Origin of the sequence: Longimicrobium sp., assembly GCF_036554565.1 — a bacterium.
Taxonomy (GTDB): Bacteria; Gemmatimonadota; Gemmatimonadetes; order Longimicrobiales; family Longimicrobiaceae; genus Longimicrobium.
Map to the genome: position 1 here is coordinate 1 of NZ_DATBNB010000156.1, position 11,390 is coordinate 11,390.

Genomic DNA, 11,390 nt, shown 5'->3' on the forward strand with positions numbered 1-11,390 from the left:
GCCCTTGAGCAGCTCGATGTCCGCGAAGTCGATGGGGTTCAGCACCAGGCCGGTCGCGAAGTACTTCGCCACGGTGACGGTCAGCATGGCGCGCCGGATGGCGTCCAGCTTGGTGTCGCCGGTCTTGGCCTTGATGGTGGCGTTCGCCAGCACGGCGTTGTTGCCGGTCGCCCAGAAGTACTTCTGGACCCGCGGGTGCGTGGCGATGCCCTGCAGGTTGGGCGAGGACCCGCTGCCGCGGATGAACTGCTCGTCCTCTTTCAGCTCCAGCCCGGCGCGCATCTCGCCGTCGAGCGTCGCCTGCAGCCGCGGCGCGTCGGCGATGATCTGGCGGGTGATCTCCGCCCAGTGCGCGATCACCTCCACGGGTGCCGTGCGCTTGGCGAACGTCAGGTTCGACTCGGGCTTGACCGCGCCCTCGGCGACCGGGGCCGCGTTGTTCGTGAACCCGGTCTGCTCGATGAACTCGATGGTGCCGCTGGTGGTCGGGGACACCTGCAGCAGATCGCGCAGCAGCGGGCGCGAGCGGGGCGCGGTGACCACATCCGGAAGCCGCTGCGGCTCCACCAGCGTCCCGGCGCTCCCGGCGTCGGAGGTGATGGCAGCCCGGGGAAAGAAGCTGCCGTTCACGGAGAACGCGCCCGACTCGGTGGCGGCGCTGGCGCGCATCGCCTTGATCTGGTCCGACTCGGCGAACTGCTGGCCGATGGACTTTCCGTTGTGTGCGGCGACGCCCATGCGGGGCCGCGCCGCGAGCTTCTCCACCTCGTCGATTCGGGCCTGGATCTCGGCGGCTCGCCGGTCGAGTTCGGCCTTCACCTCGACCAGCTTTTCGCCCACCTCCTCGACGCGCTTGCCGGTCTTCTCCGACGACTCGCCGTTCGCCTTCAGCTCCTTCGCCTGCTTGTCCAGCGACGCCTTCAGCTCCTCGCGGAAGCCCGTGAAGGCGGTGAACAGTTCGGTCATCGTCTCGGCCATGTGTCAGTTCTCCAAGAGGGAGCGCGCCCCGAACTCGAAACGCGCGGTCAGCAGGGAGGCCATCAGCGCGTCGGCTGCGGCCGTGTCGTCAGGCTCCCCACCGTTCTCATCCCGAGAATCCGGCTTGGCCTTGAATCCACCGGACGCGATCGCCTTGGCCTGCGCGTGCGAACAGCCTGCATCCCGCAGGATCTGCTCGACGTCGCGCACGGTCTGCGGCGTGGTCCGGGTGTTGGCCTGCCCCTCCTGTCGCCGGTCGGCGAGTTCGGGCGGCGCGTGGGCGAAGAAGGAAAGGTCGAAGCGTGCGCGCATCTGCGGCGGCGCGTCCTCGTTCGTGGTGTCGTCGGCGAACCCGGCGGCCACGGCTTCGGCCGCGTTCATCCAGGTCTCGGCCGTCATCAGCGCGGCGATCCCGGCGGTGGTCTGCCCTGTCCGCTCGGCGTAGATGTCCGCCATGGATGCGGCGATGCCGTCCAGCCAACCAGCGATCTCGCGGAAGTCGGCCGCGTTGCCGCACATGCACGTCCACGGGTCGTGCACCATCAGCGTGGTGCCCGTGCCCATCCGTCGCTCGTCCCCGGCCATGAAGACCAGGCTGGCGATCGATGCCGCCACACCGTCATTCTGCGTGATGATCCGGGCCGGGTGCTGCACGAGCGCGTTGTACAGGGCGATGCCCCCCCACACGTCGCCGCCGGGGGAGTTGATCCGGACGCGGATGGTGCCGGCGTTGATCTCCGAGAGGGCGCGCACCAGGTCGCCCACGGTGGGGCCGTCCCAGAGGTAGTTCCCGATCTCGCCGTAGATGAACAGCTCGGCCTCGCCGCTCGCGGCCGCCTTCAGCTCGTACCACTTCGCCGGCGCCTTGGCTTGCACGACGATCGGCTTCCGCGATGCGGACAGCTTCTCCTGCGCCGGCAGTTCGATCGTCTTACGCATCGGGCGTCCTCTCGTTGGCGCGGGCCATGTTCAGCGGGCGCAGGAACTCGTTCAGCTCAGGCGGGCCAGGCGGCATGTTCTCGCGCTCCCGCGGCTCGTTCCGGTTCATCCACCCGTCCCTGATCGCGGAGCCGTAGAAGGCTGCGCGTGCCGTGCTGTTCCCTCGGTTGAACGCGAGGCGGTTGAACTCGACGTAGTGCGTTTCCTGCTCGGCCGGGGTGAGGAGCGTCATGTTGGCCCGCTGTTCGAACCGCACCAGCCGCTGGTTCAGTCCGCCATCGAGATAGTGCTGTCCCTGTTCTTCGATGTTGGAGAACGTCGCCCGCTCCAAGTCACCGATCATGTGCGGCGGCACCCGGCACATCCCCGCGATCTCGCTACGCTGGTACTTGCGAAGGTCGAGGAACTGCGCGTCTTCGTTCGTCATGGAAACCGGGGCGGCGCTCAGCTTTGCCCCTTCTTCCAGCACCAGCAGGCGGAACAGGTTGTCGCCGGAAGTGCCACGCTCGATCGACTCTTTCAGTCGCTCGACCGCGCCCGCACTGAACTCGGCCGGCGCCTCTGCGACCATGCCCGGTCGGGCGCCATTACCGAACAGCAGCGCCCCGTGCTTCTCCGCGGCGAGGGCGAGGCCGATGGACTCGCGCATGTACGTGATCGGCGAAACCCCCGTCACCCCGTCGAGGGTCAGACCGCGCAGGTGGAAGATGCTGCCCGATGGCGCCTCTTCTCCCCGCACCTTGTAGGTGACGGTGTAGTCCTTCGCCTGGTGAACCGTCACGCTGTCCGGGTGGATCGGCAGCAGTTCCAGCACCCGCCCGCCTACGCCCCGCGTGATGTAGGAGTACGCGTTCCCACGCATTTCGACGTGGGCCTGCATCATCTCGCGGTACTCCATCGCCGTCTGCCACGCGTTCGCCTGGCGCCGGAGGACGCGGTGCAACGGATGCTCTGTCGCTTTGCGCCGCCCTCCGTCCGGCAGTCGCTGGTGGACTCCGATCGGCAGCGCCCCGACGTCTTCAGCCAGGATGCGAACGCAGGCGTAGAAGGCCCCGCACCGCATCGCCGTGTCCGGCCCCACCGAGATCCCCGCCCGCGTCGGCCCGCCACCGAACCACTTGCCCCCCTCGGCCAGCGTCATGTTGCGGGTGGCGTCGTACGCCTTGGGCGCCAGCGCCCGGCCGAAGAAACCCATTGCGTTAGGACCGGCCGCGCGCGGACCCGCGAATCCCCACGACGAACAGCACCACGCCCAGCACCATCACCCCGACCGCCCAACCCCAGACGTGCGCCACCCCGGCCGTCACCAGCGCAAGGCCGATCAACACCAGCAGGTCGAACAGGTCGAAGCCCTTGGGCATGGGCAGGCGGGTAGGGTGGGAGAACGACAAAAGGGGACCCCTCCCCGGCAGTGTGCCGAGATAGGGGTCCCCTTTGTGGAACCGTGGCGCCTCACGAGGGGCGCAATGTCACCGTCAGGTTTCGCGCTTGCGCGCGTGCTACTCCCGAATGCTACAAGGGAGTGTGCCCGACGTCAAGGATCATGTCTACAGGTTGTGGCGCACCTTGCGGAGAAGGGCGTCCGCGATGGCGCAGCCCACGATCGTCGGCAGCACCAGCCACCCGCCGCCGAAAGCGAGCGTGACAAAGGCGCCGACGAACGCTCCGGCGTACCAGCGCAGCGAGTTCTCCCAGCTACCCGCCCGCGACTGCTCGCGCACCTGCCGCTCCATCGCCTCCACCTCTGCGATCTGCTTCGGTAGAACCTCAGCCGATTCGTCCATTTCGTTCACGCTGGAAGGGGTTGTGGAAGGAGGAGGGCGGGCAGCCGGACGTCGGCTCGTGCCCGGTACTCGCGTGCGTACCGCAGTGCCGCCCTCGCCGCATCGCCCTCCCGCGCCGGTGTCGGCGGCGCCTCTCGCACCACCTGCTCCACAGGTGACGAGCCGTGAAGGATGCCGGCCGGGCGCCGCGCGTAAACGTTGCCGTAGAGGAGGAGGTCCACGAAGAAACGTTGGTACGCCTCCACCAACTCGGGAGGCAACGGCTCCGGCGGGTTCAGGAGCCGGACCTGATGCGTCTCCTCATCCACCTGGTAGGCGGCCAGGAAGTCGGCTTCCGTCATGGACCACGGGTCAACGCGGGAGTGGCGGGTCCAGATCACCCCGCCGCATTCCTCGCAGACGTGGCGCTCGTAGCCCGGCGCGTTCTCCGCGATGGGCAGCCACACGTAGCCCGCGCACCCCTCGTAGGGGCAATCGCCCATTATCATCGCGGGCCTCTACGCATGGGCCGGGCGCGTCATCGCCTGATAGAACGTGGTGGCGCTTTCCGTCCAGCCCTTGCGGTCGTTCTCCCACGTGCGGTGAACGACCGCCACGCCGCCGGTCGGCACCCACCCTTGATCCATCAACGAACTCACCTCCTCCTCCAAGGTGCGCAAGTCGTCGTTCTGCGCCACGTAGTAGCCGCCAGTCGCCCAAGCCTTCCAGCGCCCGACCCCGTTCGCTGTCATCGTCACGCTGCTTTCTGGAAGGCTCTCGCCTCCATCCTGTAGGTGTTCCCGCAGTGGTGGCACTGGTAGGTCTGGCGCAGCTGGTCTGCAGGTAGGGTGAGGGACAGCGCCCGCTCGGCTTCGGGAATGCGCAGCCGCGGCACCTTCCCGCAGTCGGGGCACTTCACGTCCGGGCGGAGGAGGCGGTCGCTCATGCGAGGGAGGGGAGGAAGAACCATAGACACCATCCCTGTCTCGTCTCCGGATCAACTCCGAACTGCGCCACCATGAGACGAGGGCCCGCCGCGAGGTCGCCGCCCGAGTCCCCTGCTCCGGCCGCGATGCAGTTGGCAACCCACCCGGCGGATACTTTCATATGCGTCTCGAACCAGACCGGCGTCGGATTCAGACCGTAGATGTACGACGAGAAGTCGGATTCGGTTTGGCGATCACCGGCATACACCGCCCGCCATGTGTAGCCTTCGAACTCGGCGCGCTGCTCCTTGGGCAGCATCATCTCCAGATAGGGCGGCAGCCGCACAAGCCACCGCCGGAAAGCCTCCGATCCCGCAGGGGTGTCGAGCGGCCCCTCGTACGTGCTGCCGTCGGGGTTACCGCCCGGCACGAACCCCTCCATCCGGAACCCATCCGCGTTGCTCATTGCGCACCCTTTCCCGCGTCTCGGAGGATCGCCGCCTCGATCTCGTCGGCCAGTTCGCGGGCTTCGCGAACGTCGTCGGCTTCCCCTGCCAGCCCGTACTCCTCGCCGAGCCGCGTGGTGTGATCGGCCAGTCTGCGGAGCAGTTCGGCGTGGTCTTTCGTAACGGTGAAGTTTCTCATCAGAACACCAGGACGCCGCGGGACTCGTACACGGACGCTCGCTTTGCTGCTCCCTCGCCGGCCGCCACGGCGTCGTTGCGCGCCTCCCACGCGAGCAGGGCACCCATCGCCCCGTCGATTTTCTTTGGGCTGTCCGGACGTTCCTTCCGGATGATCCACAGCGGCTGTTCGTCCTCGTCGGTCAGCCCTGTCGGCTGCTTGCGGGCGTTGCCGATGTGGTCATCGAGTTGGGCATCACCGGCGTGCGTCACATCCCCCGCTCCCAAGGCCGTTACGAACGCGCGGACGGCGTACGCCATGGGTTTGCGACGGTTGGTCCACCACTCGATTACACGCTTTTCGCCGTACTGGCCGGCCCACTTGGCAACCGAGGTCTCCCACTTCGGAGGGTCGCAGTACATCCGGCAGACGTTGTAGCGCTCGAACGCGTCCTCCACAATCCCGTCCACCTCGGCGACGGGCACCTCCCAATCCTTCAAATGCTCGGGTCGCTCCCAGATTCCCAGTGGCCACAGGAACCCGGTAGCGACCTCGCACCCTACAATGGAGGTGGCGTCATCGAACCGGGAGCCGTCGAAACCGATGGTGATGGCGGCGCCCGCCGGCACCTGGTGATCCGGCCGCGCCTGCTTCTTCCACTGCGTCACATCGAAGGCGCCGCCGCTGGACTGCACCAGCCGGTTCAGCCACACCCGTTCCAAGTACGGGCGGTCAGCGCCGGGCTCCTCGAACGTGCCGACCACGCGGTCCACGTCCGTCCACTCTGCGATGTACGGGCCCGACGCGTCAATGACCGCCTCTCTCAGCCCGGCCGTGGTGGAGATGTCGATGCATTGGTCGGCCTCCCGGTGGTAGAAGAACAGCCGGGAGTTGTGCGCCGTGCCCAGCATAATCTTGCGCGCGTACTCCATCGTGTTCTCCGCGACCGATCCGGCGCCCGGCTCCGGCGCCGTCGTCGTCTCCAGCGCCCACGGATCGGCCAGCGGGCGTTTCGCGAGGTTCGCGAGCATCACCGTCCATGCGCGCTTCAGGCTATCCAGGGTGAAGCGGTGCGTTTCGTCCGCGTGCTGGAATGTGGTGCGCGCGCCGTCACGGGCGTTCGGGGAGGCCGATACGGCCTCCGCCTTCCCGGCCCCATCCTTCCGCATGATCCGCTCGAGCCCGATGTCGAAGTCGTTCCCGATCGGCACCTCCATCAGGATACGGCGGAGCGCGCCGTACGCGAGCTCTTCCGACTGCTCTTCGGTAAACGCGATCATCGGGATGTACGGATCGGAGACGGAGCGCACCACGGGCCGCAGGACGCCCCGCGTGTTCTCGAAGCCGTCGCACCGGACCGGCCCCTCCGGGTGGAGCTCCGCCGCGGCGAGCCAGGCTGCCTTCTCCGTCTTGGCGCTTCCCTTCCGAAGCGACAGCGCACACCGCTGGAACCGCCGCCGGCCGGAGCGCGGGTTTGCCGTGCGCGTGATGACGCCGTTCCGCCGGCTGATCAGCTTCGGCGGCTCCACCTCGTACATCCGATAGAACCAGGCGCGCTCCTCGTCGTTCAGGTTGACCGGCTTCCCCAGCAAGTCCCCCGGCCCGTGGCACAGCAGCTCCTCGATGAACTCGCAGACCATGGGTCCGAGCGTCGGCCATTCCTCGTCGTCGTCGTACGGCGGACACATAATCTGCGTCATGCGACCGCCTTCAACACCGAGCGGGGGTCCTTCTTCGGGTCCGGACGCTGCGCCTTCTTCGCGGTCTTCCGACTCTTCGTCCGCTCGGCCGCCTGCTCTCCCTTCTCAACCTCCCACTGCAGCCGGCGCCGGTCGATCGGCGACAGGCCGAACCGGACCTCCTGCAGGCGGATCTCCGCGGCGAGCTTGGGCAGTGCGGCTACCGCCGCGAAACCCATGTCGGCCGTTTCCCAGAACAGTTGATGAAGGTACGCGAGGTGGAACAGTCCGCCGCGCATGTCGGCGTCCAGATACTCGCCCGCCATCGGCGAGCGCCACACGGAAGTCCACCACTCCAACAGGAGCGGGTGCCACCCTTCCTTGCGGTCGGGCAGATCCGGGACGCGGTTTTTGCGCGCGGTCTCGGAAGACGGCAGGCGTGCGGCGCCCGGAGTCTTATTCGTACGCTGCCGCAGGTGCGCCGGCTTCGGCGCGGGTCCGCTCATCTACTCACGCTGTCCAGTTCAGAAGTCCCCAACCCGTAGACAAAAAATCCAGCCTTGGCAAGCGGTGGGGGAGATGGCGCCCCGCAGGGATTTGATACCCCCCTCCTGTCATGCCGCGTGCCGCTCCCGTGCTCGCTTCACCTGATGGTGCGTGTTGCACAGCGTCTCGTGGTTCACCGGGTCCCACGGATCGCCGCCTTCACGCATCGGGACGATGTGGTCCACCATGTCGCCCGCCTTCACATACCCCTGTCGTTCGCATTCGGCGCATAGAGGGTGGAGGCGGCGGTGCCGCGCCCTTGTCTTCTGCCACCGTGCGCTGCCGTAGAAGCGCCGCTCCTCGTCCGTCTTCGTGTCCCCTCGCCTCTGGACTTCCTTGCGGTGGTCTGGGCAGTAGGGCTCGCGGGTGAGGGCGGGGCAGCCCGGGGTGTTGCACGTGCGCATGGGCTTGGGCATTCAGCCGTAGCCGCGGGAGGTTGCCGAGCCTCTGGTGTCCGGGGAGTGGGGCATCAGGCGGCGGGGCGCACGCAGTCAGGGCGGTGGCGTCGCGCCCAGTCCTGCCCCTCGTCCGTGGTGATGAATGCTTCCCACTCACCCGGCTGGGCGTGCTTGGGGCATCCAGTCGCGGACCATGCGCACTTGTACCAGCCGCAGTAGCACCGGGCGGCAGCCTCACGCGTGAAGTAGGCGGCCGTGCGTGCGTCGCGGCGGCGCTGCCTGATCCATCCACCGAAGAGCACGAGGATGACGCCTGCCCATGCGGAGAACGCGACTGCGGCGGCTATGTTCTGCCCGTCCATCAGGGCACCTCGTTGGCGAGGGCGGCGCGGTTGGCCTGCACCCGGTTCCACTCCGGCGTTCCCTCGGCGGGGCGGTAGGAGCAGTCGCCGGGGACGCACCCCTCCGACCGGGTTGCCGCGAGAGTCCACCCACACACCGGGCACCGGTCGGCTTCCGAGCCCGGGATGATCGTCCGCTTTGCCATGCCCCGCAATTCCTTGTGTCTGGTCTGTGCTGAAATGTCGGCGTAAAGCCCTTTGGGGTCAAGAGCGCCGTGCGATATAAAGCATGGACTCACGCCGCTCGCCTCTGCTTCTCCCGGTCGATGATCCTCTCCTGCTCCTTCAACTCCTTCAGGAGGTCCAGGACCGATGCTCCGCGTGCGTAGATGCGGACCGCGAGGATGTGCTTGCACAGGCGGTCGAACCTCCACACGTGGTCCCCGCAGTCGCAGCCTGGCTGGTTGGGGTCGCGGGTCTGGACGTGGTGGGGCTCGCTTCCTCCTGTTACCAGGTAGGTGCCCTGTCCTGTCTGGTGTACGTCCAGGAACAGCGCGCGGTGAAGGCGGTCGCTGAACTGCGTCATCGGGCGCGGGCGGGTTCAGGAGTGGCCGGGGTCGCGGGTGCCGCGTCCGAGCTGCCGCAGACGACGAACGGCTCCTGCACACCATGCCCGCAGCACGCGGAGGTCGCGCCAGGGATGAAGCCGAGGCACGGGTCGTACCCCTCCGGCGTGGGCGGCAGTTGACACGCGGGGCAGAGCCGCGGCGCGGCGCCGTCGATGGCTTCGCCCGTGTCCGCGTACCTCCACGCGCCGTCCGCATACACGATCGGATGTCCGTAGGCGTAGGCCGTCGCGCTCATGCGCGCCCCCGGCGCCCCGCCTGCCACTCGTGCGTGGGCGCCGGGGCGCCGGCCTCCACGCGGAAGCGCATCCGCGACGGCCCGCCCAGCCGGAGCAGCGCACCGAAGCCTGCCGGGAGCAGCGGCATGCCCTGCAGCACGTGTAGCGACCCCACGCGGGTGATCTGCACCCGTCCCTCGCCGGGGTCACGCATGGGGTGCCTCCGTGTCCGGCTCCCCCATGCCCGCCAGACGGAATAGACTCGGACGCGCGGGCCATGTCTCGCCGTCGTAGATCCAGAACCGGCCCTGCCTGTCCCGCGTGCACTGATGGATGCCTGTGGAGCCCACCTCGATCACGTCGAAGGTAGACCCGTCACGGGGTGCGTATCTCGCGTCGCGCCACCCTAGTTCTTGCAGGCGCAGATAGGCTTGGAACAGCGCCTTTATCGCCGCGGGTTCATCGGGAATGGCGGCGATCCGTGCGGCGCGGGCGGCCTCTGACGCCTTCAACAGCTCGTCGGCGACCGATTCCATCGACACCGTTCCCTCACGCATCGTCCCCTCCCGGAGGGCGGCGAGCGCGGCGCGGAAGTGGCTCGGGAAGAGACGGAAGCCGCCTACCTTGCAGACGGCCCACCCTTCACCGTCGATGTCCGTGCGGAACGTCGGCTCGCCGCTGACGGCCGCCTTGGCGAACGGGGCCAGCGCGCGTTGCAGCGCCTCCACCCGCGGCTCCGGCCCACGGGAGCGGAGCGCGGCGGAGAGGCGGCAGGCGGGCTCGTGGCCTCCCTGAGCGTGCCCGCACTCCTGGCAGACACCGCAGACCCATTCCATGCTCGCCAGCAGCGCCCGGGCGCCCCCGTCCCCCAGCGGGGCGGGGGTGGGGCGGGATGCCGCATCCAATGCGTTGAGCAGCCGCAAGAACTCGGCGCCCTCGGCCCGTCCAGCTTCCGTCACCCCCTCAGCCTCCTCCAGCGCCCGCTCCCGGGCAACGGTAAGCGAATCGCGGACGGCACCCAGCATGTCAGCGGGCGGGTTCCCCCCCCACCTCATCCGAAATGCGCTCCCCTCCCGGCGCCTCGGGGCGTCGGGAGGCAGCAGCGTGCATCGCCTCACGCTGGCGGCGGATTCTGTCGGCGTTCATGGTGCACGCGGTTGCCGTCTCTGCGGCCCCGGCGCAGTCGTCGAAGCCTGCATCCTGAGCGATGCCCACCGCCTGCTGGATCGTGCCAGCCGCCCTCCGCAGCGCCGTCTCCGCGTGGGCCAGCACGTCGTACGTGGGGGGCATCCCCGGCATCTCCCCGTCTGCCGGGGCCTCGGGGGTGGAGAGGGCCAACGTGTACCCCTCCTGTTCGATGCACCGCAGGATCGCGTGGGCCGGCTGCTCCGACGGCTCGGCAGGCCAGTAGGAGAGCGTGTTCACAATCGCCTGCGTCAGCCCCGCATCGGGGGGCGTGGTCGGCTCAGGCATCGGCGGCCTCCCTCTGTCCGGACTGGGCACCCGCGACCCAGCGGTCGCGGGCATCCTCGATGTACGCGTCCAGCCGGTCGCTCGGGCGGACGCGGTCGAGGAGCGATTCCACATCCCGCATCGCCTCGTTCACCTGCTCCTGCTCTTCCGGCGTGAGGAACTTGAACTCCGCGAATTCGTCCCACGCACCGGCGTACATGCCGATGAGGGACGAGGCGAGGTGTCGGGCCATCTGCTGTGCGTCCCGCTTACTTCGGATCGCCTTCTTGCCCGCATCGGGGGGCGTGGTGTCGGTGTGCACGGTCAGTCCCTCGTTCGCAAAAGGGTCTGTGGAAAACTGATTCGATCAGGTTGGAGCTGATGCGCTCGAATCGGATGTCGCGGGCGACGCGGTTGACGACCACGGGCACCGTGCCGCTCGGGCCGGAGAACATCTTCGCCCAGTGGGGATCGGCGAGCGCCGCCGTCAGCGACTCGTGCGCGGCTTTCGCGACGGCCGGGTCGGCGCAGTGGAACCAGTAGTCGTCGATCCGGTGCTTGGTTGTCCGCTTCTTGGTCATCGACTCAGCCCTCGTTGCCGTAGTTCGTCGCCGCGCCGTTTTCCCCTTCGATCTGCCGGAGGAGTTCGGCGGCGCCAGCCAGCACCTTGTAGTCGCCGCGGGACCCGCTCAGGGAATCGAGTAGTCGTCTCCGCTGCTCGGGTGTCAGGCGGTCACCGTCCAGCAGGGTCGCGACCCTCTCCTCCACGGACCGGTCGTTGGGGTCGGTCATTAGAGGAGCTTGCCCATCACGAATCCGAGGCCCCACGCAACCACGACGGCGACGAGCACGACGTTCGTCCACGCGTAGGTCGGTCGCGGCAGCCGCCACCTGCGGTCC

At 68.2% G+C, this 11,390-nt stretch carries 24 protein-coding genes; 1 reads left to right on the forward strand and 23 read right to left on the reverse strand.

All coding sequences use genetic code 11. From position 1 onward, the window contains the following. From VIB55_RS04195 to VIB55_RS04245, 11 genes are all read right to left on the reverse strand, one after another. Positions 1-978, reverse strand: a 978-nt coding sequence (locus VIB55_RS04195) for a phage major capsid protein (RefSeq protein WP_331875415.1), incomplete at its 3' end; no start/stop codon positions are given. A gap of 3 nt (positions 979-981) precedes the next feature. Next, positions 982-1,917, reverse strand: coding sequence for a head maturation protease, ClpP-related (locus tag VIB55_RS04200; protein ID WP_331875416.1), 936 nt, complete (start codon positions 1,915-1,917; stop codon positions 982-984). After that, the gene (locus tag VIB55_RS04205) at positions 1,910-3,058 is read right to left on the reverse strand and encodes a phage portal protein (RefSeq protein ID WP_331875417.1); all 1,149 of its coding nucleotides are present in this window, start codon (positions 3,056-3,058) and stop codon (positions 1,910-1,912) included. Before VIB55_RS04205 ends, VIB55_RS04200 begins: the two co-directional genes overlap by 8 nt. 58 nt (positions 3,059-3,116) lie before the next feature. Further along, a complete protein-coding gene (locus tag VIB55_RS04210; RefSeq protein ID WP_331875418.1) occupies positions 3,117-3,278 on the reverse strand; it encodes a hypothetical protein in 162 nt (53 codons plus the stop codon). A gap of 186 nt (positions 3,279-3,464) precedes the next feature. Then, positions 3,465-3,701, reverse strand: coding sequence for a hypothetical protein (locus VIB55_RS04215; RefSeq protein WP_331875419.1), 237 nt, complete (start codon positions 3,699-3,701; stop codon positions 3,465-3,467). A 5-nt stretch (positions 3,702-3,706) separates the two neighbouring features. Continuing rightward, complete coding sequence (locus VIB55_RS04220) at positions 3,707-4,189, reverse strand: hypothetical protein (RefSeq protein WP_331875420.1); 483 nt, start codon at positions 4,187-4,189, stop codon at positions 3,707-3,709. 9 nt (positions 4,190-4,198) lie between these two features. Then, positions 4,199-4,432 carry a hypothetical protein gene (locus VIB55_RS04225; RefSeq protein ID WP_331875421.1) on the reverse strand — a complete coding sequence of 78 codons (234 nt, stop codon included), beginning with the start codon at positions 4,430-4,432 and terminating at the stop codon, positions 4,199-4,201. A gap of 2 nt (positions 4,433-4,434) precedes the next feature. Beyond that, positions 4,435-4,626 carry a hypothetical protein gene (locus VIB55_RS04230; RefSeq protein ID WP_331875422.1) on the reverse strand — a complete coding sequence of 64 codons (192 nt, stop codon included), beginning with the start codon at positions 4,624-4,626 and terminating at the stop codon, positions 4,435-4,437. Then, positions 4,623-5,072, reverse strand: coding sequence for a hypothetical protein (locus VIB55_RS04235; RefSeq protein ID WP_331875423.1), 450 nt, complete (start codon positions 5,070-5,072; stop codon positions 4,623-4,625). The genes VIB55_RS04230 and VIB55_RS04235 overlap by 4 nt, the downstream gene beginning before the upstream one ends. Beyond that, positions 5,069-5,251, reverse strand: coding sequence for a hypothetical protein (locus VIB55_RS04240; protein ID WP_331875424.1), 183 nt, complete (start codon positions 5,249-5,251; stop codon positions 5,069-5,071). Before VIB55_RS04240 ends, VIB55_RS04235 begins: the two co-directional genes overlap by 4 nt. Next, positions 5,251-6,510 carry a hypothetical protein gene (locus VIB55_RS04245; protein WP_331875425.1) on the reverse strand — a complete coding sequence of 420 codons (1,260 nt, stop codon included), beginning with the start codon at positions 6,508-6,510 and terminating at the stop codon, positions 5,251-5,253. Before VIB55_RS04245 ends, VIB55_RS04240 begins: the two co-directional genes overlap by 1 nt. Positions 6,511-6,514: 4 nt before the next feature. Between VIB55_RS04245 and VIB55_RS04250 the strand changes: the two genes are divergently transcribed. Continuing rightward, positions 6,515-6,775, forward strand: a complete 261-nt coding sequence (locus VIB55_RS04250) for a hypothetical protein (RefSeq protein WP_331875426.1) — start codon at positions 6,515-6,517, stop codon at positions 6,773-6,775. 151 nt (positions 6,776-6,926) lie between these two features. Here the strand turns inward: VIB55_RS04250 and VIB55_RS04255 are convergent, their stop codons facing one another. The 12 genes from VIB55_RS04255 to VIB55_RS04310 all read right to left on the reverse strand — a co-directional run bounded on the left by VIB55_RS04255 (position 6,927) and on the right by VIB55_RS04310 (position 11,282). Continuing rightward, entirely contained in the window at positions 6,927-7,415 is a 489-nt protein-coding gene (locus tag VIB55_RS04255) for a hypothetical protein (protein WP_331875427.1), read from the reverse strand. A 108-nt stretch (positions 7,416-7,523) separates the two neighbouring features. Continuing rightward, a complete protein-coding gene (locus tag VIB55_RS04260; protein ID WP_331875428.1) occupies positions 7,524-7,871 on the reverse strand; it encodes an HNH endonuclease signature motif containing protein in 348 nt (115 codons plus the stop codon). A gap of 53 nt (positions 7,872-7,924) precedes the next feature. Beyond that, positions 7,925-8,215 (reverse strand): hypothetical protein, encoded by a 291-nt coding sequence (locus VIB55_RS04265; protein ID WP_331875429.1) that lies wholly within the window; start codon positions 8,213-8,215, stop codon positions 7,925-7,927. Beyond that, a complete protein-coding gene (locus VIB55_RS04270) occupies positions 8,215-8,400 on the reverse strand; it encodes a hypothetical protein (RefSeq protein ID WP_331875430.1) in 186 nt (61 codons plus the stop codon). The genes VIB55_RS04265 and VIB55_RS04270 overlap by 1 nt, the downstream gene beginning before the upstream one ends. Positions 8,401-8,489: 89 nt before the next feature. Further along, positions 8,490-8,780 (reverse strand): hypothetical protein, encoded by a 291-nt coding sequence (locus tag VIB55_RS04275; RefSeq protein ID WP_331875431.1) that lies wholly within the window; start codon positions 8,778-8,780, stop codon positions 8,490-8,492. Continuing rightward, positions 8,777-9,058 carry a hypothetical protein gene (locus tag VIB55_RS04280; RefSeq protein WP_331875432.1) on the reverse strand — a complete coding sequence of 94 codons (282 nt, stop codon included), beginning with the start codon at positions 9,056-9,058 and terminating at the stop codon, positions 8,777-8,779. The genes VIB55_RS04275 and VIB55_RS04280 overlap by 4 nt, the downstream gene beginning before the upstream one ends. Then, positions 9,055-9,252, reverse strand: a complete 198-nt coding sequence (locus tag VIB55_RS04285; protein WP_331875433.1) for a hypothetical protein — start codon at positions 9,250-9,252, stop codon at positions 9,055-9,057. The genes VIB55_RS04280 and VIB55_RS04285 overlap by 4 nt, the downstream gene beginning before the upstream one ends. Next, positions 9,245-10,063 (reverse strand): hypothetical protein, encoded by an 819-nt coding sequence (locus VIB55_RS04290; protein WP_331875434.1) that lies wholly within the window; start codon positions 10,061-10,063, stop codon positions 9,245-9,247. The genes VIB55_RS04285 and VIB55_RS04290 overlap by 8 nt, the downstream gene beginning before the upstream one ends. Position 10,064: 1 nt before the next feature. After that, complete coding sequence (locus tag VIB55_RS04295; RefSeq protein ID WP_331875435.1) at positions 10,065-10,511, reverse strand: hypothetical protein; 447 nt, start codon at positions 10,509-10,511, stop codon at positions 10,065-10,067. Further along, positions 10,504-10,743 (reverse strand): hypothetical protein, encoded by a 240-nt coding sequence (locus VIB55_RS04300; RefSeq protein WP_331875436.1) that lies wholly within the window; start codon positions 10,741-10,743, stop codon positions 10,504-10,506. Before VIB55_RS04300 ends, VIB55_RS04295 begins: the two co-directional genes overlap by 8 nt. Before the next feature lie 16 nt (positions 10,744-10,759). Further along, on the reverse strand, positions 10,760-11,071 hold the full coding sequence (locus VIB55_RS04305; protein WP_331875437.1) for a hypothetical protein: 312 nt from the start codon (positions 11,069-11,071) through the stop codon (positions 10,760-10,762). Positions 11,072-11,075: 4 nt separating this feature from the next. Then, entirely contained in the window at positions 11,076-11,282 is a 207-nt protein-coding gene (locus tag VIB55_RS04310; RefSeq protein WP_331875438.1) for a hypothetical protein, read from the reverse strand. Between the last annotated feature and the right edge of the window lie 108 nt (positions 11,283-11,390).